Below are 20582 nucleotides of genomic sequence, written 5' to 3'. Positions count from 1 at the left end.
GCGGCGGGTGAGCACCAGCACCGCCCCGGCGCCGGGGATCTTCTCCCGCACCCACCTGAGCACCACCGTCGGCACGACGGCCCTCGTGTTCCTGACCGCCTTCGAGAGCCTGGCCGTCACGACGGTCATGCCGATCGTCAGCGCCGACCTCGACGGCCGCGGCGCCTACGCCACCGCGTTCTCGGCCACGCTCGCCGCGAGCGTGCTGGGGATGGTGGTCGCCGGCGGCTGGGCGGACCGGCGCGGGCCGGCGCGCCCGCTGCTGGCCGCCGTCGCCACCTTCGGCCTCGGCCTGCTGGCCGCCTCCCTGGCCCCCACGATGGGGGCCTTCGTCGCCGCGCGGTTCCTGCAGGGGCTGGGCGCGGGCGGGATCAGCGTGACGCTGTACGTCGTCGTCGCCCTCGTCTACCCGCCGCCGCTGCGCCCGGCGGTGTTCGGGGTGTTCGCCTCGGCGTGGGTGCTGCCCTCGCTCGTGGGGCCGCCGCTGGCGGGGCTGGTCGCCGAGTCGATCGGCTGGCCGTGGGTGTTCTCCGGCGTGCTGGTGCTCGTCCTCGCGGCGGCGGCGCTCGTGCTGCCGAGCGTCCTGCGCATCCCGGCGCCCGCCGCCGGCGTGCGGGCGGGCTCGCCGGGCGGCCGGTTCGCGCTGGCCGCCGGGGTCGCCGTCGCGGTCGTGGGCCTCAGCTCGGCGGGCGGCGCGGGCCCGGCGCGCTGGGCGGTGGCCGCGCTCGCCCTCGCCGTGCTGGCGGTGTGCGTGCGCCCGCTGCTGCCGCGCGGGACCCTGAGCGCGCAGCCCGGGATGCCCGCGACCGTGGCGCTGCGCGGCCTGCTCGCCGCGACGTTCTACAGCACCGAGGTGTACCTGCCGCTGATGCTGCACGAGCGCTTCGGGGTGCCGGTGTGGGGCGCCGGGGTCGTGCTCACCGCGGCCGCGGTCTCCTGGGCCTCCGCCTCGGCGGTGCAGGGGCGCCTGGGCCACCGCCTCCCGCACGCGCTGGCCGTGCGCCTCGGCACCGTCGCGCTGCTGGCCGGGGTGCTCGTCCAGGTCGCGACCGCGGCGCTGGACCCGGCCGGTGCGGCGGGCCCGGTGGCCGCGGCCGCCGGCTGGTTCGTGGCCGGCCTGGGCATGGGGTTCGCCTTCCCGCGCACCACCGTCGTCGTCCTGGAGCTGTCCCCCGCCGGTGCGGAGGGGGCCGGGTCGGCCGCGCTGAACACCGCCGACGCGGCGGGCGGCGCGACCGCGCTGGCGCTCACCGGGCTGCTGTTCGGCGCGTTCTCGTCCCTGTCGGGGTGGGCGGCGTTCGCCGGGACGTTCCCGCTGTGCGCGGTGCTGGCGGTGCTGGCGCTGCTGGTCGCCCGGCGGGTGCGCGTCCCCGCGGCGCACGGGGCGCCCGCGAGGACCTCACAGGGGACCCACTGACGGCGCAGGGCCCGGGCACGGGCGCCGCCCCGAGGGTGGGGGGCATGAGGAGCTCCCGCGACACCCGCCCCCGCTACCAGGGCCGCCCGCTGCCCCGTCCGCACGAGGACGTGGAGGACCAGGGCCTCGCCTTCGACATCGCCACGCTCACCAGCCGCCGCGGCGCGCTGCGCACCCTCGGCCTCGGCGCCGTGGCCGCCGGCCTGGCCGCCTGCGGCAGCGGCGCGCAGGCGGGCTCGGCGAGCGGCACCGCCGGCACCGCCGCGAGCGCCGGCGCGCTCACCGAGGTCCCCGACGAGACCGCCGGCCCCTACCCCGGCGACGGCTCCAACGGCGCGGACGTGCTGGAGCAGAGCGGCGTCGTCCGCAGCGACCTCCGCTCCAGCTTCGGCACCTCCACCACCACCGCCGAGGGCGTGCCGATGACGCTGACGCTCTCGGTCGTCGACCTGGCCGGCGGGGGCGCGCCCTTCGAGGGCGTCGCCGTCTACGTGTGGCACTGCGACCGGGAGGGGCGGTACTCGATGTACTCCGAGGACGTCGCCGATGAGAACTACCTGCGCGGCGTGCAGGTCGCCGACGCCGACGGGACCGTCAGCTTCACGAGCGTCTTCCCCGCCTGCTACGACGGCCGCTGGCCGCACGTGCACTTCGAGGTCTACCCCGACGCGGACTCGATCACCGACGTCGCGAACTGCATCGCCACCTCCCAGCTGGCGATCCCCGCCGAGGCCGCCGCCGCCGTCTACGCGACCGCCGGCTACGAGCGGTCGGTGACCAACCTCGCGGCGGTCTCGCTGAGCAGCGACGGCGTCTTCGGCGACGACGGCGGCGCCACCCAGACGCCCACCTGGTCCGGCGACGTCGCGAGCGGCTACGCGCTGGCCCTGACCGTCGGCGTGGACACCACGACCGCGCCGACGGCCGGGACGATGGCGGGGATGGGCTCGGACTCCTCCGGCCACCCCGCGGGCGGGCCGCCGCCGGCGGGCGCGGGCCCCGCCGCCGCCTGAGCGGGGCCGGGGCGCGCGCCGGCCCTCAGGCGGTGACGCGCTCGTGGACCAGCGGCACCGGGGCCGGGGCGGTGGCGGTGATCGGGTACCCGCCCGCCAGGGCCTGCAGCGCCCAGTCGAAGCGCTCGGGGGTGTCGGTGTGCAGCGTCATCAGCCGCTGCCCGGCGCGCACCCGCTCGCCGCGCACGGCGTGCAGCTCCACGCCCGCGCCGGCCTGCACGGCCTCCTCGCGCCGCGAGCGGCCGGCGCCCAGGCGCCAGGCGGCGACGCCGACCGCGAGCGCGTCGACGTCGAGGAAGCCGTCGGCGTCGGCGACGACGTCGGTGGTGTGCCGGGCCACCGGCAGCGCCGCGTCCGGGTCGCCGCCCTGGGCGGCGACCATGCGCCGCCAGGCGTCCATGGCCCGGCCGTCGGCGAGGGCGTCGGCGGGGTCGACGGCGTCGAGGCCGACGGCGGCGAGCATCTCGCGAGCCAGCACGAGGGTGATCTCGACGAGGTCGGCGGGGCCGCCGCCGGCGAGGACCTCCACGGACTCGCGGACCTCCAGCGCGTTGCCCGCGGTGCGCCCCAGGACCGTCGACATGTCGGTGACCACGGCCGTGGTCCGCACCCCGGCGTCGGTGCCGAGGGCGACCATCGTGCGGGCCAGCTCCAGGGACTGCCCGAGCTCCTTCATGAAGGCGCCGGAACCGGTCTTGACGTCGAGGACGAGCGCGCTGGTGCCCTCGGCGATCTTCTTGCTCATGATGGAGCTGGCGATCAGCGGGATCGCCTCGACGGTGCCGGTGACGTCGCGCAGCGCGTAGAGCTTCTTGTCGGCCGGGGCGAGGTCGCCGGTGGCGGCGCAGATCACCGCGCCGACGTCGGTGAGCTGGCGGCGGATCTCCTCCAGCGACAGCGAGGCGCGCCAGCCGGGGATGGCCTCCAGCTTGTCCAGGGTGCCGCCGGTGTGCCCGAGCCCGCGGCCGGACAGCTGCGGCACGGCCGCCCCGCAGGCGGCGACGAGCGGCGCCAGCGGCAGCGTGACCTTGTCGCCGACCCCGCCGGTGGAGTGCTTGTCCACGCTGGGGCGGGGCAGGTCGGTGAAGTCCAGCCGCGCGCCGGAGGCGATCATGGCCGCCGTCCAGCGGGAGACCTCGCGCCGGCTCATGCCGTTGAGCAGCACGGCCATCGCGAGCGCCGACATCTGCTCCTCGGCGACCTCGCCGCGGGTGTAGGCGTCGACCACCCAGTCGACCTGCTCGTCGGAGAGCTCCCCGCGGTCGCGCTTGGTGCGGATGACGTCGACGGCGGCGAACTGCTGGCTCACTTCTGCGGGGCCTTCCTCGCGGGGTCTTCCAGGTCGTGCGGGCCGAACGCGTCGGGCAGCACCTCGGTCATCGGCAGCACCCCGCGCGGGGTGTCCACGAGCAGCTCGGGACCGCCGAACTCGAACAGCAGCTGGCGGCAGCGCCCGCACGGCATGAGCACGTTGCCGACGGCGTCGACGCAGGCGAAGGCGACGAGCCGGCCGCCGCCGCTCATGCGCAGCTGCCCGACGAGGGTGCACTCCGCGCACAGCGTCACGCCGTAGGAGGCGTTCTCGACGTTCGCGCCGGTGACGACGCGGCCGTCGTCGACGAGCGCGGCCGCGCCGACGGGGAAGCCGGAGTACGGCGAGTAGGAGCTGCTCAGCGCCTCGCGGGCCGCGGCGCGCAGCGCGTCGAAGTCGTGGCGGGCCTCGGGTGCGGGGGTGCTCATGCCGGGTACGGCTCCCCGCTGGCCGCCGGGGGGCGCACCCGCCCGACGAAGCCGGCGACCGCGAACAGGGTCGCCAGGTACGGCAGCGCGGACAGGAAGCTGGAGGGCACCGCCGAACCGTACGGCAGGACGCCCACGAGGGTCTGCAGGGCGGCGAAGAAGCCGAACAGCAGCGAGGCCGCGACGGCCCCCTTGGGCGTCCAGCGGCCGAAGATGACCGCGGCCAGCGCGATGAACCCCTTGCCGGCGGACATGTTCTCCGTGAACGGGCCGATGGTGCCCACCGACAGGAACGCCCCGCCGAGGCCGGCGATGCCGCCGGCGACGACCACGTTGACGTAGCGGATGCGCAGCACCGGCACGCCCAGGGTGGCGGCGGCCTTGGGGTGCTCGCCGACCGCGCGGGTGCGCAACCCCCAGCGGGTGCGGAACAGCACGACCTGCAGCGCCACGATGAGCGCGTACATCACGTAGACGACGACGTTGGCCTCGAACAGCAGCGGGCCCAGCACCGGGATCTCCGAGAGCACGGGGATCGGCACCGCCTGCAGCTGCCCCGGCGCGTTGAAGCGCTCGGTGTCGGACTGCATGAGCGCCTTGTACGCCCAGCCGGTGAACCCGAGGGCGGCCGCGTTGAGCACCACGCCGAGGATGACCTGGTTGACGCGGTAGCGGATGGCGAACACCGCGAGCAGCCAGCCGACCAGCGCGCCGGAGAGGACCCCGCCGACGACGCCGGCGCCGAGGCTGCCGGCCAGGGAGCCGACGAGCGCGGCGGTGAAGGCGCCGGTGAGCAGCTGCCCCTCGATGGCGACGTTGACGACGCCGCTGCGCTCGCCGAGCACGCCGGCGAGCGCGCCGAGGATCAGCGGGGTCGCCAGGAACAGGGTCTGGCGCAGCAGCCGCACCACGTCGATCGAGGCGGCGTCGCCGCCGCTCATCGCCCAGCACAGGAACGAGACGATGAAGGCGGCCACGGCCACGCCCACCAGCAGCGGCCCGCGGCGGGCGCGGAAGCCGCGCACCAGCTGGAACAGCCCCAGCACCACCACGAGCGCGCCGAGGACCACCGGCGTGAGGGTGCCGGGGACGGTGAGGTCGGGCACCCGCACGGCGGTGTCGCCGCCGAAGGCGAAGGTGGCGTCCCCGCGGCCGGAGCCGAGGCCCCAGCCCAGGACGGTGACCGCGCCGGTCAGCACCAGCAGCGAGCCGGTCACGACCCGCTTGCGCAGGCCCACGGGCTGCTCGAGCACCTCGTGGACGACGACGGCCTCCGGGCGCGCCCGCTGCTCCGCCGCGCTCACCTGCTCCACCCCCCGGCCAGCTCGGTCCCGACGCCGCCGCCGCCGGCGCGCAGCCGGAAGACGGCCCGCACGAGGGCGGGGGCGGCGATGAACAGCACGATGAGGGCCTGCAGGACCCCCACCAGGTCCACCGGCACGCCGGTGGTGGACTGCATCTGCACCCCGCCGGCGCGCAGGCCGCCGAAGAGCAGGCCGGCCCCGATGACGCCGTAGGGGTTGTTGCGGCCCAGCAGGGCCACGGTGATCGCGTCGAAGCCGATGGTGCCGGCCACGCTGCCGGTCACGCTGCCGCTGACGCCGAGCACCTGCGAGGCGCCGGCCAGCCCGGCCAGCCCGCCGGAGAGCGCCATCGCGACGACCTGCAGGCGGCCCACCGACATGCCCGCGGTGCGGGCGGCCTCCGGGTTGGCGCCCACGGCGCGCAGCCGGAAGCCGAGGCGGGAGCGGCTGAAGAGCCAGTGCACGGCCACGGCCGCCAGCAGCGCCAGCAGCAGGCCGGCGTGCACGCGCAGCGGGCTGCCCAGCAGCAGCGGCAGCCGCGCACCGGCGTCGACCTGCTCGGAGATGGCCTGCCCGTAGGGCGGGCGCTGGAAGCCGCGCGTGCTCAGCAGGAAGTTCAGCAGGTTCAGCGCGACGTAGTTGAGCATGATCGAGGTGATGACCTCGTGGGCGCCGGTGCGGGCCTTGAGCCAGCCGATGAGCCCGCCCCACAGCACGCCGCCGAGCAGGCCGCCGAGCAGGGCCAGCAGCAGGTGCAGCCCGACCGGCAGGTCCCAGGCGAACCCGATCCAGGCGGCGCCGACCGCGCCGAGGACGACCTGGCCCTGGCCGCCGATGTTGAACAGGCCCACCCGGAAGGCCAGGGCGACGGCGAGGCCGCCCAGGACCAGCGGCGTCGCGTTGACCAGCGTCTCCGAGATCGGGCCGAGGGCGCCCTTGCCGGACAGGTCGGGGCTGTAGACCGCGCCCTCCAGCAGCGCCACGTAGGCGTCGCGCACCGCGTACCAGGCGTTGGAGAACGTGTCCCAGGGGTAGCTGAGGAAGTAGCCCGCCGCGGCGCGGGTGCGCGCGTCGCCGACGGCGATGAGGACCGCCCCGACGAGGGCGGCGCCGACGACGGCGCAGACGGTGACGAGCCAGGTCCGGCGCGGGGCGGGCCGCCGCGGCGCGGCGCCCGCCGGGCCCGCGGGCGGGACCTCCTTCGCGGGGGTCTCGGTGCTCACGCGGTTCCCTCCTGCGGTCGCGCGCCGGCCATGAGCAGGCCCAGCTGCTCGGAGTCGGCGTCGGGGCCGACCTCCCCGGCGATGCGTCCGCGGTACATGACGACGATGCGGTCCGCCAGGGCGCGCACCTCGTCCAGTTCGGTGGAGACGAGCAGGACGGCGGCACCGCGGTCGCGCTCGGCGACGATGCGCTGGTGCACGAACTCCTGGCTGCCGACGTCGACGCCGCGGGTGGGCTGGGCCACCACGAGCAGCTTCAGCGGCCGGGACATCTCGCGGGCCAGCACGACCTTCTGCTGGTTGCCGCCGGAGAGGGTGGACACCGCCGCCTGCGCGCTGGAGGTGCGGATGTCGAACTCCGCGACGCGCTCGGCGGCGTTGCGCGCCACGGCGGCGCGGTCCACGGAGGGGCCCACGGAGTACGCGGGGGTGTCCACGAGGTCCAGCACGAGGTTCTCGGCGATGCTGAAGGAGCCCACGAGGCCGTCGTGCAGGCGGTCCTCGGGCACGTACCCGACGCCGCGCTGCAGCACCTGGCGCACCGACAGGCCCGTGAGGTCCTCGCCGGAGACCCGCACGCTGCCGGCGTCCACCGGCTGCAGGCCGACGACGCAGCGCGTCAGCTCGCTCTGGCCGTTGCCGTCGACGCCCGCGACCGCGAGCACCTCGCCGGCGCGCACGGTGAGGCTGACGTCGTCGAGCAGCAGCGCGCCGGCGGGGTCGGTGACCCGCACGCCGGCCACCTCCAGCACGGGCGGGCCCGGCTCGGCCGGCGCCTTGTCCACGACCAGGCGCACGTCGCGCCCGACCATGAGGGCGGCCAGCTCCTCCTGGGAGGCGGTGGGCTCGGCGGAGCCCACGACGCGGCCGCGGCGGATGACGGTGATGCGGTCGGCGACGGCCCTCACCTCGCGCAGCTTGTGCGTGATGAAGACGATCGAGGTGCCGGAGTCGGCGAGCTCGCGCATGACGCGCATGAGGTCGTCGGTCTCGGCGGGCGTGAGCACGGCGGTGGGCTCGTCGAGCACGAGGACCTTGGCCTCGCGCAGCAGCGCCTTGAGGATCTCCACGCGCTGCTGCACGCCGACGGCGAGGTCGGAGACCAGCGCGTCCGGCGGCACGGCCAGCCCGAAGCGCTCGGAGGTCTCCAGCACGCGCGCCCGGGCGCGCCGGCGGTCCAGCAGGCCGCCGCCGCGGGTCAGCTCGGAGCCGAGGACGATGTTCTCGGTGGCGGTGAAGCCCGGCACCAGCATGAAGTGCTGGTGCACCATGCCGATCCCGGCGGCCATCGCGTCGCCCGGTGAGGAGAACCGCACCGGTTCGCCGTCGACGAGGACCTCGCCCTCGTCGGGCGCGTGCAGCCCGTAGAGCACGTTCATCAGCGTGCTCTTGCCCGCGCCGTTCTCGCCGAGCAGGGCGTGGATCTCGCCCTCCCGGACCGTCAGGTCGATCCCGTCGTTGGCGACGAGGGACCCGAAGCGCTTGGTGATGCCTCGGAGTTCCAGCTCCACGTGCGCGTCGTTCCCCTCGTGGCCTGCGTCGGTGGTGCAGCGGTGCTGCCTCGGTGCTGCGTGGTGCTGCGTGGTGCTGCGCCCGGCCGGGTGCGGGACCCGGCCGGGCGCGGGTGTCAGCTCGCGGCGATCGCGCTGGGCGAGGTGATCTGGATCGAACCGTCGACGATGCCCGCGCGGACGGCCTCCAGCTCGCTCTTGAGCTCGGCCGGGACCTGCGCGTCGAACTGGTTGAAGGCCGCCAGGCCGACGCCCTCGTTCTCCAGGGTGCCGACGTAGGAACCGGTCGGGGCCTCGCCGTCGGCGGCCGCGAGCACGTACTCCTTCACCGAGTCGGTGAGGTTCTTGGTGACCGAGGAGATGAAGTACTTGCAGTACTGCTCGGCGCTCTCGCAGCCGTCGGTGTCCACCCACACGAGGTTGAGGCTGCCGCCGGCGGCCTCGGCGGCCGCACCGGCGCCCAGGCCGGCCTGGCCGGCCACCGGCATGATGACGTCGGCGCCCTGGCCGGCGAGGGTCTCGGTGATGGACCGGCCCGCGGCCTGGTCCTGGAAGCTGTTGGCGAAGGTGCCGCCGCCGGGGTTGTTCTCGTCCCAGCCGAGGACGCGGACGTTCGTGCCCTTCTGCTGGTTGTGGTGCTGCACGCCCTCCCAGAAGCCGTCCATGAAGATGGTGACCGGCGGGATGGGCAGACCGCCCCAGGTGCCCACGACGCCCGTCTTGGTCATGCCGGCGGCCAGGTACCCGCCCAGGAACGCGGCCTCGGCGGTGTTGTACTGCAGCGCGTAGACGTTGGCCTCCTCGGAGGAGGAGTCGATCTCGGCGAAGGACTGGTCCGGGTTCGCGGAGGCCACCTCCTTCATGGAGTCGGCCATCAGGCCGCCCACGCCGATGATCGTGTCGCAGCCCGCCTGCACCTGGGCCTGCAGGTTCGGCGTGTACTGGGTGTCGTCGGCGGAGGGCACGTAGGAGATCTCGATGTCCGGGTTCTCCTCCTTGGCCGCCTCCATCCCGGCGTAGGAGCTCTGGTTGAACGAGCGGTCGTCGACGCCGCCGGTGTCCAGGACCATGCACGCCTTGAAGGCGTCACCGCCGCCGGAGCCCTCCGCCGAGCCGGCGGTGTCGTCGGGCCGGCTGCCGCAGGAGGCCAGCAGCAGGGCGGCGGCGCCCACGGCGGCCACCGGGGCGAAGCGGTGCAGGGTCTTCATGGGGGAGGTCCTCCAGGTCGGGGGCGGAGGCGGACGACGACGCGGAAGGCTGGATCGGCGAACGCGCGGACATCGTACGGTGCGAAAAGCGCCGTTCCGTCCGTGCGAGCGGGCAGGTTGTCCAGATCGAGACCATCCGGGCGAAGGGTCCGGGCGCGACGGGCGGCGGGCGCGCCCTCAGCCGGCGGGCCTGCGCGGGACCTGCAGCAGCGCCCGCCGGGAGACGGCCGTCGCCGCGAGGACCCCGATGCCGGTGGCCAGCGCCGCCTCGTCGGGGGCGTAGTCGCCGCGGTGCAGGTCGTAGGTCGTGCCGCCGGGCGTGCGCGTGCCCAGGCGCACCATCGCCCCCGGCACGTGGTGCAGGTACCAGGCGAAGTCCTCCCCGCCCAGCGACTGGCGCGTGGGCAGCACCGCGTCGTCGCCGAGCAGCGCGCGGGCGGCGTGCTCCAGCGCCGCGGTGGCGCGCACCTCGTTGTCGACCGGCGGCACCCCGCGCACGAGGACGACCTCGGCGGACACCGAGTACGGGCGCACCAGGTCGGCGACGACGGACTCCACGAGCTCGCCGGCGTGCTGCCACGCCTCCGTCTCCATGCACCGCAGCGTCCCGGCGGCGTAGCCCTCGGCGGGCACGGCGTTCGCGGCGTCGCCGGCGTGCACAGCGCCCCAGGTGAGGTTCACCCCGGCGCGCGGGTCGACGCGGCGGGCCAGCACGGCCGGCAGCTGGGTGACGACCTGGCCGAGCGCGAAGACGAGGTCCCCGGCCAGGTGCGGGCGGGAGGTGTGCCCGCCGGTGCCGCTCAGGCGCACGGTGACGTGGTCGGAGGCGGAGGTGATGGGCCCCGCCTTCAGGCCGACCGTCCCGACGTCCAGGGTGGGGTCGCAGTGCAGGCCGTAGACGGCGGCGGCCCCCTCCAGCACGCCGGTGCCGATGACGTCGAGCGCACCGCCGGGCATGACCTCCTCGGCGGGCTGGAACAGCAGCCGCACGCCGTGCGGCAGCTCCCCCGCCCGGTGCAGCGCCGCGAGGACGAGCCCGGCCCCGGCGACGGCCGCGGTGTGCACGTCGTGCCCGCAGGCGTGCGCGGTGCCGGGCACCGTCGAGGCGTAGGGCAGGCCCGTCGCCTCCTGCACGCCCAGCGCGTCGATGTCGGCGCGCAGCACCAGCCGGGGGCCCTCGGCCGGGCCGACGTCGGCGACCAGGCCGGTGCCCGGCAGCAGGCGCACCGCCAGGCCCGCGCGCTCCATCGCCTCGGCCAGCAGGCGGGTCGTGCGGTGCTCGGCGCGGGCCAGCTCGGGGTGGGCGTGCACGTCGCGGCGCAGGGCGCGCGCGGCGGGCTCGTGCTCGGCGACCAGGGCAGCGAGCTCGTCCAGCCCCGCGGTCGGGGCCGCGGGGCTGCTGGTGTCGCTGCTCACGCCGGTCGACGGTACTCCGCGCCCCGCGCGGCCCGCAGGGCGCACCACCCGGGCGGGCGCTCACACGATGGAGTCGAGCCCGGCCTCCCTGGCGCGCGCGACGAGCTTCTTGACCTCCTGGGCGCGGGCGCGGGTGGTCACCAGCAGCGCGTCGGGGGTGTCCACGACGACGAGGTCGTCGACGCCGAGCAGCGCCACGACGCGGCCGTTGGCCGGCACCACCAGGCCGCCGGCGACGCCCTCGGTGATCACGAGGTCGGCGTCGCCCAGCACCTTGGGCTGGTCCACGTCGGCGGGCAGCAGCTCGGCCAGGGAGGAGAAGTCGCCGACGTCGTCCCAGCCGAAGGTGGCGGGCACGACGGCCACCCGGCCCTCCTCGGCGGCGGGCTCGGCGACGGCGTGGTCGATGGCGATGGAGGGCAGGGCGGCCCAGTGCTCCTCCAGGACGGCGTCGCGCCGGGGGGTCTCCCAGGCGTCGGCGATGCGCTGCAGCCCGGCGTGCAGGGTCGGCGCGTGCGCGGCCAGCAGCTCCAGCAGGACGTCGGCGCGGGCCACGAACATGCCGCCGTTCCAGCGGTAGTCGCCGGTGGAGAGGTAGGCCGCGGCGGTGCGCGCGTCGGGCTTCTCCTTGAACTGCACGACGCGGCGGGCGTTGGGGGCGCCCTGCAGGCGCAGCCGCTTGCCCAGGCGGATGTAGCCGAATCCGGTCGCCGGGTGCGAGGGGGCGATGCCGATGGTGACGACGAAGCCGCGGCGGGCGGTGACGACGGCCTCCTCCACGGAGGACTCGAAGTCGTCGCGGCCGGAGATGTTGTGGTCGGCGGCGAAGGAGCCCAGGACCGCGTCGGGGTCGCGGCGCACCAGGACGGCCGCCGCCAGGCCGATGGCCGCGGCGGAGTCGCGCTGGCACGGCTCGCGCAGCAGGTTGGCCGGCGCCAGGTCCGGCAGCTGGGCGGCGACGGCCTCGGCGTGCGAGCGGCCGGTGACCACGAGGGTGCGCGAGGCGTCGGTCAGCGGCAGCAGGCGGTCCCAGGTGGACTGCAGCAGGGTGCGGCCGCGGCCGGTGAGGTCGAGCAGGAACTTGGGGCGGTCGCTGCGCGAGAGCGGCCACAACCGGGTGCCGGCCCCTCCGGCGGGCACCACGGCGTGGAAGTCGGACAGGTCGATCGTCGCGTCCTCGAGGTCGTCCGCCGACCACGTTCCCCCGTCAGTCATGGTCCGGAACCTACCGGTGCGCCGCGCCGCGCCCGGGGTCCTCGCTCCGATCGGGTGGACCGGCTCACCCGATCGGTGCCCGCGCGCGCCCCCGGGCTTCCCGGCCACCTCCCGTACCGTCTAGGGTAGGCAAGCCTGGCCTGCGTGACCGCTGCCTCACGGTGCCGTGAGTCCTTCGTCACAAAAGGTCCGCACGGCCTCCGCGGGGCGCTGCCGCGACGCCTGCGCGCCTACAGTGGATCCAGGACGCCGCCGCCCGAGCGCCGTAGCCCGGGGAGCCGGCGTCGAGGACACTCGAGGAGGACGCCGGTGGCCACGAGCCTCACCCCACCCGGACAGGGGACCCCTGTCGGCAAGCTGAAGCCAGCGGGCACGCTCTACCGCGGCCGCGAGGGCATGTGGTCGTGGGTGATGCACCGCATCACCGGCGTGGCCATCTTCTTCTTCCTGTTCGTGCACGTCCTGGACACCGCGACGGTGCGCGTGTCCCCGGAGGTCTACGACGGCGTCATCGCCCAGTACAAGAACCCCGTCATGGGCCTGGGCGAGGCGGGTCTCGTCGGCGCGGTGGTCTTCCACGCGCTCAACGGGATCCGCATCATCCTCGTGGACTTCTGGTCCGGCGGGACCAAGCACCAGCGCAAGCTCTTCTGGGGCGTCGTCGCCCTGTGGACGGTCCTCATGGTCCCCTTCCTGATCCGCCACCTGACCATCGTCTTCACCCACTGAGGGCCGAACCGTGAGCGCACCCGAGCAGACCCCCGGCGGCTCCTACGCCCCGGCCCTGGAGACCCCCCGGTCCCCCTACCGGCGCAGCCGCTCCACGCACACCAACTGGGAGCTGTACGGCTGGCTGTTCATGCGGATGTCGGGCGTCGTCCTGATCGTCCTGGTCTTCGGCCACCTCTTCGTCAACCTCATGACCGGCGAGGGCATCCACCAGGTCAACTGGGGCTTCGTGGCCGGCAAGTGGTCCAGCCCGTTCTGGCAGGTCTGGGACCTGCTGATGCTGTGGCTGGCGCAGCTGCACGGCGCCAACGGCGTGCGCACGATCATCAACGACTACGCCGAGCGCGACGGGACCCGCTTCTGGCTGAAGATGGCCCTGTACCTGGCCAGCGCCATCGTCATCGTCGTCGGCACGCTCGTCATCTTCACGTTCGACCCGTGCGCCGACCCCAGCCAGACCTTCGACTTCTGCCGCCCGGCGATCGACAACGTGCCCACCGTCACCAGCCCCAACAGCTGACCGGCGAGCGAGGAGGAGCTAGACCATGCAGACGCACCAGTTCGACGTCGTCATCGTCGGCGCGGGTGGCGCGGGCATGCGCGCCGCGCTCGAGTCCGGCCAGCGGGCCCGCACGGCCGTGCTCACCAAGCTCTACCCGACGCGCTCGCACACCGGCGCGGCCCAGGGCGGCATGTGCGCCGCGCTGGCCAACGTCGAGGAGGACAACTGGGAGTGGCACACCTTCGACACCGTCAAGGGCGGTGACTACCTCGTCGACCAGGACGCCGCCGAGGTGATGTGCAAGGAGGCCATCGACGCGGTCCTGGACCTGGAGAAGATGGGGCTGCCGTTCAACCGCACCCCCGAGGGCCGCATCGACCAGCGCCGCTTCGGCGGCCACACCCGCGACCACGGCAAGTCGCCCGTGCGCCGCTCGTGCTTCGCCGCCGACCGCACCGGGCACATGATCCTGCAGACGCTCTACCAGCAGTGCGTCAAGCACGAGGTCGAGTTCTTCAACGAGTTCTACGTCCTCGACCTGCTGCTGGTGCCCGCCGCCGAGGCGAGGACGGGCACCGAGATCGAGGGCGCCGCCGACCAGCCCGGCCTGGCCACGCCCCCGACCATCGGCGTGCCCGGCGACAAGCGCGTCGCCGGCGTCGTCGCCTACGAGCTGGCGACCGGCGAGATCCACGTCTTCCAGGCCAAGTCGGTGGTCCTGGCCACCGGCGGCGCCGGCAAGGTCTACAAGACGACGTCCAACGCCCACACCCTCACCGGTGACGGCATGGGCATCGCCTACCGGCGCGGCATCCCGCTGGAGGACATGGAGTTCTTCCAGTTCCACCCGACCGGCCTGGCGGGCCTGGGCATCCTGCTCTCCGAGGCCGCCCGCGGCGAGGGCGGCATCCTGCGCAACGCCGACGGCGAGCGGTTCATGGAGCGCTACGCCCCCACCATCAAGGACCTCGCGCCGCGCGACATCGTCGCCCGCTCGATGGCCAACGAGGTGCGCGAGGGCCGCGGCGCCGGGCCGAACAAGGACTACGTCCTGCTCGACCTGACCCACCTGGAACCCGCGCACATCGACGCCAAGCTGCCGGACATCACCGAGTTCGCGCGCACCTACCTGGGTGTGGAGCCGTACACCGAGCCGGTCCCGGTGTACCCGACGGCGCACTACGCCATGGGCGGGGTGCCCACGAACGTCGACGCGGAGGTCCTGCAGGACAACACCCGCGTCGTGCCCGGCCTCTACGCCGCCGGCGAGGTCGCCTGCGTGTCCGTGCACGGCTCGAACCGGCTGGGCACGAACTCGCTGCTGGACATCAACGTCTTCGGCCGCCGCGCCGGCATCGCCGCCGCGGAGTACGCCACGAAGGCCGAGTGGATCGCGCTGCCGCAGGACCCGGAGGCGGACGTCGTCGCGCAGCTGGCGACGCTGCGCGACCGCCCGCAGGGCGAGCGGATCTCCGACATCCGCCGCGACCTGCAGGAGACGATGGACCTCAACGCCCAGGTGTTCCGCACCGAGGCGACGCTCAAGCAGGCGCTCACCGACATCGAGCGGCTCAAGGAGCGCTACGCCCGCGCCTCGGTGCAGGACAAGGGCAAGCGCTACAACACCGACCTGCTCGAGGGCCTGGAGGTCGGCTTCCTGCTCGACCTCGCCGAGGTGATGTGCCTGGGCGCCCTGGAGCGCAAGGAGTCCCGCGGCGGGCACTTCCGCGAGGACTACCCCAACCGCGACGACGTCAACTACATGCGGCACACGATGGTCTACCGCGAGAAGGACGCCGCCGGTCAGCAGACGTTGCGCCTGGACTTCAAGCCCGTCGTCCAGACGCGCTACCAGCCGATGGAGCGCAAGTACTGATGTCCACCTTCGAGACCAGCCCGTCGGAGACGAACGCCGAGTCCGGCCCGGCGAAGTCCGCCGCCCGCGCCGCAGAGGGCTCGGGCGGCGCGAAGCCCCGCCCGGGCGGCAACGAGTCGAAGACGGGCGAGATCCCCTCCTTCGACGTCACCCTGCGCATCCGCCGCTACGACCCGGAGGCCGACTCCGAGCCGCACTGGGAGGACTACCACCTCACCATGTACGGCACCGACCGCGTGCTGGACGCCCTGCACAAGGTGAAGTGGGAGCACGACGGCGCCCTGACCTTCCGCCGCTCCTGCGCGCACGGCGTGTGCGGTTCGGACGCCATGCGCATCAACGGCCGCAACCGGCTGGCGTGCAAGGTGCTGCTGAAGGACCTCAACCTCGACAAGCCCATCACCGTCGAGCCCATCAAGGGCCTGCCGGTGGAGAAGGACCTCGTCGTGGACATGGAGCCCTTCTTCGCGGCCTACCGCGAGGTCATGCCGTTCCTCATCACCAAGGGCGCCGAGCCCACCCGCGAGCGCGTGCAGTCCCAGGCCGACCGCGAGCGCTTCGACGACACCACCAAGTGCATCCTGTGCGCGGCGTGCACGTCGAGCTGCCCGGTGTTCTGGACCGACGGCCAGTACTTCGGCCCGGCCGCGATCGTCAACGCGCACCGCTTCATCTTCGACAGCCGCGACGCCGGTTCCGACCTGCGCCTGGAGATCCTCAACGACAAGGAGGGCGTGTGGCGCTGCCGCACGACCTTCAACTGCTCGGAGGCGTGCCCGCGCGGCATCCAGGTCACCCGGGCGATCAGCGAGGTCAAGCAGGCGCTCATCGCCCGCAGGATGTGAGTCGTCCCGACCGCCCGAGGGCCCCGTTCCGCGACGCCGGGACGGGGCCCTCGGGCGTTCCCGGCACCGCTGGGGGACACTTGACGGCGGTCGGGCCGCCGGTCCGAGAGGGAGGAGCCGGATGCGCCACCAGGACCGCTACCTGCAGATCAGCCGGATCCTGTCCCGGCACGGTTTGGGGTTCCTCATCGACGCCCTGGGCCTGGAGCGCTGGGTGCGCACCGACTTCGAGCTGCTGGGGCTGCGCTCGCGCGACCGCGAGCGGCACTCGCGCGCCGAGCACGTGCGCATGGTCATGGAGGAGCTCGGCCCGACGGCGGTGAAGCTGGGGCAGATCCTGTCCACCCGCCCCGACCTGCTCTCCCCCGCCTTCCAGCGCGAGCTGGAGAAGCTGCAGGACTCCGCGATGCCGGTGCCCTACGACGACGTGCGCCGCGCGGTCGTGGAGGAGCTCGGCGAGGACCCCGAGGCCCTGTTCGTCGCCTTCAGCCGCGAGCCGCTGGCCAGCGCCTCCATCGGCCAGGCGCACACCGCCGTCGTCGAGGACGGCACCCAGGTGGTCGTGAAGGTCCGCCGGCCCGGTGTCGTCGAGGAGGTCGAGGGCGACCTGGAGATCCTGCGGGCGCTGGCCGTGCAGGCCTCGCGCCGCTGGTCGGCGGCCGCGGACTACGACGTCGTCGGCCTGGCGACCGACTTCGCCGACACGCTGCGCGCCGAGCTGGACTACCTGCAGGAGGGGCACAACGCCGAGCGGTTCGCGCAGAACTTCGCCGGCGACCCCGACATCCACGTGCCGAAGGTCTTCTGGGACACCACCACCTCGCGCGTCATCACGCTGGAGCGCCTGCACGGGGTGAAGATCAGCGACGTCGAGGGGCTGGCCCGCTACGGCGTCGACCGCTCCGACCTGGCGGCCCGCGCGACGCGGCTGCTGGCCGACATGGTCTTCGAGCACGGCTTCTTCCACGCCGACCCGCACCCGGGCAACTTCCTCATCGAGGAGTCCGGGCGCATCGGCCTGCTCGACTACGGCATGGTCGGGACGGTCGACGAGCGCTCCCGCGAGCACCTGGCGATGCTGCTGGCCGCCTTCGACCGCCGCGACCCGGCCCGCATCGCCGCCGCGTTCGCGACCGTCGGCGTCACCGAGCACCGCGTGGACCGGGTGCGGCTGACGGCCGACTGCGCCCACCTGCTGCGCACCTACGAGGGGCTGCCGCTGGGGCGCATCAAGGTCGGCGACGTCGTGCGCGACGTCTTCGAGATCCTGCGCCGCCACCACCTGGCCCTGCCGCGCAACCTCGCCCTGGTCGTCAAGATGATCGTGATGACCGAGGGCCTGGGCGCGAGCCTGGACCCGGACTTCCAGCTCGGGCGCGCCCTGAACCCCTACGCGCGCCGGCTGGTGCGCCGCCACCTCGATCCGCTGTCGGTGGCCAAGAGGCTGCGCCAGGCCGGGATCGACGCCGCCGCGCTCGGCGTGGAGCTGCCCGGCCAGCTCGGCCGCGTCCTGGACGTGCTGGACCGCGACGGGATCTCGGTGTCGCTGCGCACCGAGGACCTGGAACCGCTGGTGACCCGGGTGGAGCGCATCGGCAACCGGCTCGTCGTCGGGCTCATCGTCTCCGCCGGCGTGGAGGCGCTCGCGGTGATCGCCTCCACCGACCCCGACCGGCTGAAGCCGTACGAGACGAAGGTCGCCGCGGTCGGCGTCGCCGCCCTGGGGGCCCTCACCGGCTACCTGGGCTGGACCGCCCGCGGCCACCGGGGCCGGCGCCGCCGCTGACGAGCGCCCCTGTGGACGACTCGTGATCTTCCGCGGTGCACCGTGGAAGATCACGAGTCGAGGGGTGGGGTCAGCTGAAGCTGGCCTGCACGACGCGGTGGCCGCCGGGGCGGGCGAAGCGCGAGCGGCGCAGGTCGCGCACGACGAAGCCGCGGGTGATGAAGCGGTCGGTGCCGTCGAAGCGGGGGGCGAACGGCGAGCGGCCGTGCATGGCGCGCAGGTTGTCCAGCAGCAGCACGTCGCCGGGCTGCAGCACCACGGCGTGCCGGTGCGCGACGTAGAGCTCCAGCACGCGCTCCAGCAGCGCCTGGGCGTGCTTGGTGATGCCGTGCATGAGGTCCTGGTCGACCAGCATCGTGGGGTCGTCGGCGTCGCCGGACAGGATCGAGAACGGGCCGCGCACCTCGCGGGTGTCGAGGAAGTCGGCGAAGGACTCGTCCACCAGCGTCGTCCACAGCGGGCGGAACAGCTCCATGACGTCGGTGGGGTCGACGTGGGCGAGCAGGTCGCGGGCCGGGAAGGCGTAGGTGGCCGCGTCGGCGTCCCCGCGCAGGCAGCCGAGGACGACGTAGTCGGGGCGCAGCGCGGAGAAGCACTGCTCGGTGTGCGCCTCCAGCTCCACGCGCGAGCCCTGCGACTGCTGGGTGGCGGCGAGCCGGGCGTTGGGGACCATGTCCTGCAGCAGGTGCCCGTGCCCCTCGGCGGCGTAGCCGAGCATGTGGCCGAGCGCGTGGCTGACGACGGCCTGCTGGCGGGCCAGCAGCGTGCGCCCGCCGACGCCGCCGGTGTTGTCCGGCGGGGTGGGCGGCAGCTCGCCGACCTGCAGACCGCGCAGGACGAGCACCCCGGAGTCGGAACCGCGCTCCTCGAAGGCCCACAGCGTCTCGGCGAGCCCCGCCGGCAGCTCGCGCGCGAGCAGGCGCGCCTGCCGGCCGAAGGCGTCGGGCTCGCGGACGGGGTCGGCGCTGAGCCGGGCGCCCAGGGCGGCCAGCTGCTCGCGCTCGTCCGCGGCGAGCTCGCGCAGGGTCGGCACGGTGGCCGAGGAGTCGAGGAACACAGAGGTCATGGCGGTCTCTCCATCGTCGACGAACCAGTTCGTGCCCACCGTAGCGCTTGCGGGTGGGCAGACTGCCCAGATCGACGTGCGCGATCCGGGCAGTCTGCCTGGGGCAGGCGATCAGCGCGGGATGAGCCCGTGCGGGTCGATGACGAACTTCTTCGGCGCGCCGGCGTCGAACTCGGCGTAGGCGGCGGGCGCCTCGTCGAGCGAGATGGGCGTCGCGCCGACGGCCTCCGCGATCTGCACCCTGTCGTGCAGGATCGCCATCATCAGCTGCCGGTGGTACTTCATCACCGGGCACTGCCCGGTGGTGAAGGCCAGCGACTTCGCCCAGCCGGTGCCGAGGTCCAGCGAGAGCGCCCCCTTGCGGGCCGCCTCGTCGACGCCCCCGGGGTCGCCGGTGACGTACAGGCCGGGGATGCCGAGCGCTCCCCCGGCGCGGGTGATCTGCATGAGGGAGTTCAGGACGGTGGCGGGGGCCTCGGTGGCCGACCCCGCGCCGTGGCCGCGGGCCTCGAACCCGACGGCGTCCACGCCGCAGTCGACCTCGGGGACGCCGAGGATCTGCTCGATCTGGTCCTTCGGGTCGCCCTGCGAGACGTCGACGGTCTCGCAGCCGAAGCTGCGGGCCCGCTCCAGGCGCTCGGCGTTGAGGTCGCCGACGATGACGACGGCCGCCCCGAGCAGCTGCGCACCGGCGGCCGCCGCGAGCCCGACCGGGCCGGCCCCGGCGACGTAGACGGTCGAGCCGACCCCGACGCCCGCGCTGACGCAGCCGTGGAAGCCCGTCGGGAAGATGTCCGAGAGCATCGTCAGGTCGAGGATCTTCTCCATCGCCTGGTCCTTGTCGGGGAACCTCAGGCAGTTGAAGTCCGCGTAGGGCACCAGGACGTACTCGGCCTGACCGCCGACCCAGCCGCCCATGTCGACGTAGCCGTAGGCGGAGCCGGGCCGGTCGGGGTTGACGTTGAGGCAGATGCCGGTCTGGCGCTCCTTGCAGTTGCGGCAGCGGCCGCAGGCGATGTTGAAGGGCACCGAGACCAGGTCGCCGACGTCGAGGAACTCCACGTCGCGGCCCTTCTCGACGACCTCGCCGGTGATCTCGTGGCCGAGGACGAGGTCCGGCGGGGCCGTGGTGCGCCCGCGCACCATGTGCTGGTCGGAGCCGCAGATGTTGGTCGCCACGAGCTTGAGGACGACGCCGTGGTCCACGTGCCGGCCGACGTTGGCCGGGTTGACCCCGGGTCCGTCCCGCAGCTCGAAGGTGGGGTAGTCGATGGTCTGCACCTCGACCCTGCCGGGGCCGAGGTAGGCGATGGCGCGGTTGCCGCCGGGTGCGCTGGTCGTGGTCACGTGCGGACCTCCTCCGGGAGGGGCCGGCTCCGTCGCCGGCCCGCGGAGCACACCCAACCCCCCGAGCGCGGAGCGGCGCAAGGAGGCACCGGCCGCGCGGGGGCGGGGCTCACCCCCGCCGGGTCGACCGCGCCCCCCTGAGCCCGCGGACCCCGAGCACGGCGATGGCCGTGCCGAGGACCAGGCTCACGACGACGAGCACGAGGTGGACGAGGAGGAAGGGCTGCGGCCCGTCCTCGAAGGAGCGCGGGTCGGCCCAGATGTTGCGCAGGAAGTTCGGCCAGATGAACCAGCTCCACACCCCGAAGGCGACGAGGAACCAGCTGGCGGGCTTGGAGAGGACCACGTCCCGATCCTCCCGCCGCTGAGGGCGCGGTGGGAGGA

The 20582-nt window shown here is 74.2% G+C and carries 18 protein-coding genes; 7 read left to right on the top strand and 11 right to left on the bottom strand.

The window, feature by feature from the left end:
• Positions 1-7 precede the first annotated feature (7 nt).
• Together GTQ99_RS03710 and GTQ99_RS03705 are read left to right on the top strand one after the other, a co-directional pair.
• A complete protein-coding gene (locus GTQ99_RS03710; protein ID WP_338074693.1) occupies positions 8-1417 on the top strand; it encodes an MFS transporter in 1410 nt (469 codons plus the stop codon).
• Between the two features lie 44 nt (positions 1418-1461).
• Positions 1462-2430, top strand: coding sequence for a dioxygenase family protein (locus tag GTQ99_RS03705; RefSeq protein WP_166614394.1), 969 nt, complete (start codon positions 1462-1464; stop codon positions 2428-2430).
• 25 nt (positions 2431-2455) lie between these two features.
• Here the strand turns inward: GTQ99_RS03705 and GTQ99_RS03700 are convergent, their stop codons facing one another.
• The 8 genes from GTQ99_RS03700 to GTQ99_RS03665 form a co-directional block, all read right to left on the bottom strand.
• Positions 2456-3739, bottom strand: a complete 1284-nt coding sequence (locus tag GTQ99_RS03700) for a thymidine phosphorylase (RefSeq protein ID WP_166614393.1) — start codon at positions 3737-3739, stop codon at positions 2456-2458.
• Positions 3736-4170 carry a cytidine deaminase gene (locus tag GTQ99_RS03695; RefSeq protein WP_166614392.1) on the bottom strand — a complete coding sequence of 145 codons (435 nt, stop codon included), beginning with the start codon at positions 4168-4170 and terminating at the stop codon, positions 3736-3738. The genes GTQ99_RS03700 and GTQ99_RS03695 overlap by 4 nt, the downstream gene beginning before the upstream one ends.
• Complete coding sequence (locus GTQ99_RS03690; protein ID WP_166614391.1) at positions 4167-5474, bottom strand: ABC transporter permease subunit; 1308 nt, start codon at positions 5472-5474, stop codon at positions 4167-4169. The genes GTQ99_RS03695 and GTQ99_RS03690 overlap by 4 nt, the downstream gene beginning before the upstream one ends.
• A complete protein-coding gene (locus GTQ99_RS03685) occupies positions 5471-6697 on the bottom strand; it encodes an ABC transporter permease subunit (protein WP_166614390.1) in 1227 nt (408 codons plus the stop codon). Before GTQ99_RS03685 ends, GTQ99_RS03690 begins: the two co-directional genes overlap by 4 nt.
• Positions 6694-8208, bottom strand: coding sequence for an ATP-binding cassette domain-containing protein (locus tag GTQ99_RS03680; protein ID WP_166614389.1), 1515 nt, complete (start codon positions 8206-8208; stop codon positions 6694-6696). Before GTQ99_RS03680 ends, GTQ99_RS03685 begins: the two co-directional genes overlap by 4 nt.
• A 116-nt stretch (positions 8209-8324) precedes the next feature.
• A complete protein-coding gene (locus GTQ99_RS03675; RefSeq protein WP_166614388.1) occupies positions 8325-9416 on the bottom strand; it encodes a BMP family lipoprotein in 1092 nt (363 codons plus the stop codon).
• 177 nt (positions 9417-9593) lie between these two features.
• Positions 9594-10832: an amidohydrolase gene (locus tag GTQ99_RS03670; RefSeq protein ID WP_166614387.1), complete on the bottom strand. Its 1239-nt coding sequence runs from the start codon at positions 10830-10832 to the stop codon at positions 9594-9596.
• A gap of 60 nt (positions 10833-10892) precedes the next feature.
• Entirely contained in the window at positions 10893-12047 is a 1155-nt protein-coding gene (locus tag GTQ99_RS03665; RefSeq protein ID WP_166614386.1) for a mannose-1-phosphate guanylyltransferase, read from the bottom strand.
• A gap of 309 nt (positions 12048-12356) precedes the next feature.
• Between GTQ99_RS03665 and sdhC the strand changes: the two genes are divergently transcribed.
• The 5 genes from sdhC to GTQ99_RS03640 all read left to right on the top strand — a co-directional run bounded on the left by sdhC (position 12357) and on the right by GTQ99_RS03640 (position 17785).
• Complete coding sequence (gene sdhC, locus GTQ99_RS03660) at positions 12357-12776, top strand: succinate dehydrogenase, cytochrome b556 subunit (protein WP_166614385.1); 420 nt, start codon at positions 12357-12359, stop codon at positions 12774-12776.
• Between the two features lie 10 nt (positions 12777-12786).
• A complete protein-coding gene (locus GTQ99_RS03655; RefSeq protein WP_166614384.1) occupies positions 12787-13296 on the top strand; it encodes a succinate dehydrogenase/fumarate reductase transmembrane subunit in 510 nt (169 codons plus the stop codon).
• A 25-nt stretch (positions 13297-13321) separates the two neighbouring features.
• Entirely contained in the window at positions 13322-15154 is a 1833-nt protein-coding gene (locus GTQ99_RS03650) for an FAD-binding protein (RefSeq protein ID WP_166614383.1), read from the top strand.
• Positions 15154-15999, top strand: coding sequence for a succinate dehydrogenase iron-sulfur subunit (locus tag GTQ99_RS03645; protein WP_166614382.1), 846 nt, complete (start codon positions 15154-15156; stop codon positions 15997-15999). Before GTQ99_RS03650 ends, GTQ99_RS03645 begins: the two co-directional genes overlap by 1 nt.
• 121 nt (positions 16000-16120) lie before the next feature.
• Positions 16121-17785: an ABC1 kinase family protein gene (locus GTQ99_RS03640; protein ID WP_166614381.1), complete on the top strand. Its 1665-nt coding sequence runs from the start codon at positions 16121-16123 to the stop codon at positions 17783-17785.
• 70 nt (positions 17786-17855) lie between these two features.
• On the opposite strand, the gene GTQ99_RS03635 is transcribed toward GTQ99_RS03640, so the two are convergent.
• The 3 genes from GTQ99_RS03635 to GTQ99_RS03625 all read right to left on the bottom strand — a co-directional run bounded on the left by GTQ99_RS03635 (position 17856) and on the right by GTQ99_RS03625 (position 20544).
• Complete coding sequence (locus tag GTQ99_RS03635; protein ID WP_166614380.1) at positions 17856-18851, bottom strand: TauD/TfdA family dioxygenase; 996 nt, start codon at positions 18849-18851, stop codon at positions 17856-17858.
• Positions 18852-18962: 111 nt separating this feature from the next.
• Positions 18963-20198 (bottom strand): formaldehyde dehydrogenase, glutathione-independent, encoded by a 1236-nt coding sequence (gene fdhA / locus GTQ99_RS03630; protein ID WP_166614379.1) that lies wholly within the window; start codon positions 20196-20198, stop codon positions 18963-18965.
• Positions 20199-20307: 109 nt separating this feature from the next.
• Positions 20308-20544 carry an SCO4848 family membrane protein gene (locus GTQ99_RS03625; protein ID WP_166614378.1) on the bottom strand — a complete coding sequence of 79 codons (237 nt, stop codon included), beginning with the start codon at positions 20542-20544 and terminating at the stop codon, positions 20308-20310.
• Positions 20545-20582 lie beyond the last annotated feature (38 nt).

This window comes from Kineococcus vitellinus (assembly GCF_009906315.1).
GTDB classification, from domain to species: domain Bacteria; phylum Actinomycetota; class Actinomycetes; order Actinomycetales; family Kineococcaceae; genus Kineococcus; species Kineococcus vitellinus.
This window is presented reverse-complemented; position numbering and strand designations above follow the sequence as displayed.

Excerpts from the sequence above, each read along its gene's own strand:
- GTQ99_RS03705 (WP_166614394.1), top strand. The coding sequence starts at position 1,462 with ATGAGGAGCTCCCGCGACACCCGCCCCCGCTACCAGGGCCGCCCGCTG.
- GTQ99_RS03695 (WP_166614392.1), bottom strand. The coding sequence starts at position 4,170 with ATGAGCACCCCCGCACCCGAGGCCCGCCACGACTTCGACGCGCTGCGC.
- GTQ99_RS03675 (WP_166614388.1), bottom strand. The coding sequence starts at position 9,416 with ATGAAGACCCTGCACCGCTTCGCCCCGGTGGCCGCCGTGGGCGCCGCC.
- GTQ99_RS03665 (WP_166614386.1), bottom strand. The coding sequence starts at position 12,047 with ATGACTGACGGGGGAACGTGGTCGGCGGACGACCTCGAGGACGCGACG.
- GTQ99_RS03645 (WP_166614382.1), top strand. The coding sequence starts at position 15,154 with ATGTCCACCTTCGAGACCAGCCCGTCGGAGACGAACGCCGAGTCCGGC.
- GTQ99_RS03650 (WP_166614383.1), top strand. The coding sequence starts at position 13,322 with ATGCAGACGCACCAGTTCGACGTCGTCATCGTCGGCGCGGGTGGCGCG.
- GTQ99_RS03640 (WP_166614381.1), top strand. The coding sequence starts at position 16,121 with ATGCGCCACCAGGACCGCTACCTGCAGATCAGCCGGATCCTGTCCCGG.
- GTQ99_RS03635 (WP_166614380.1), bottom strand. The coding sequence starts at position 18,851 with ATGACCTCTGTGTTCCTCGACTCCTCGGCCACCGTGCCGACCCTGCGC.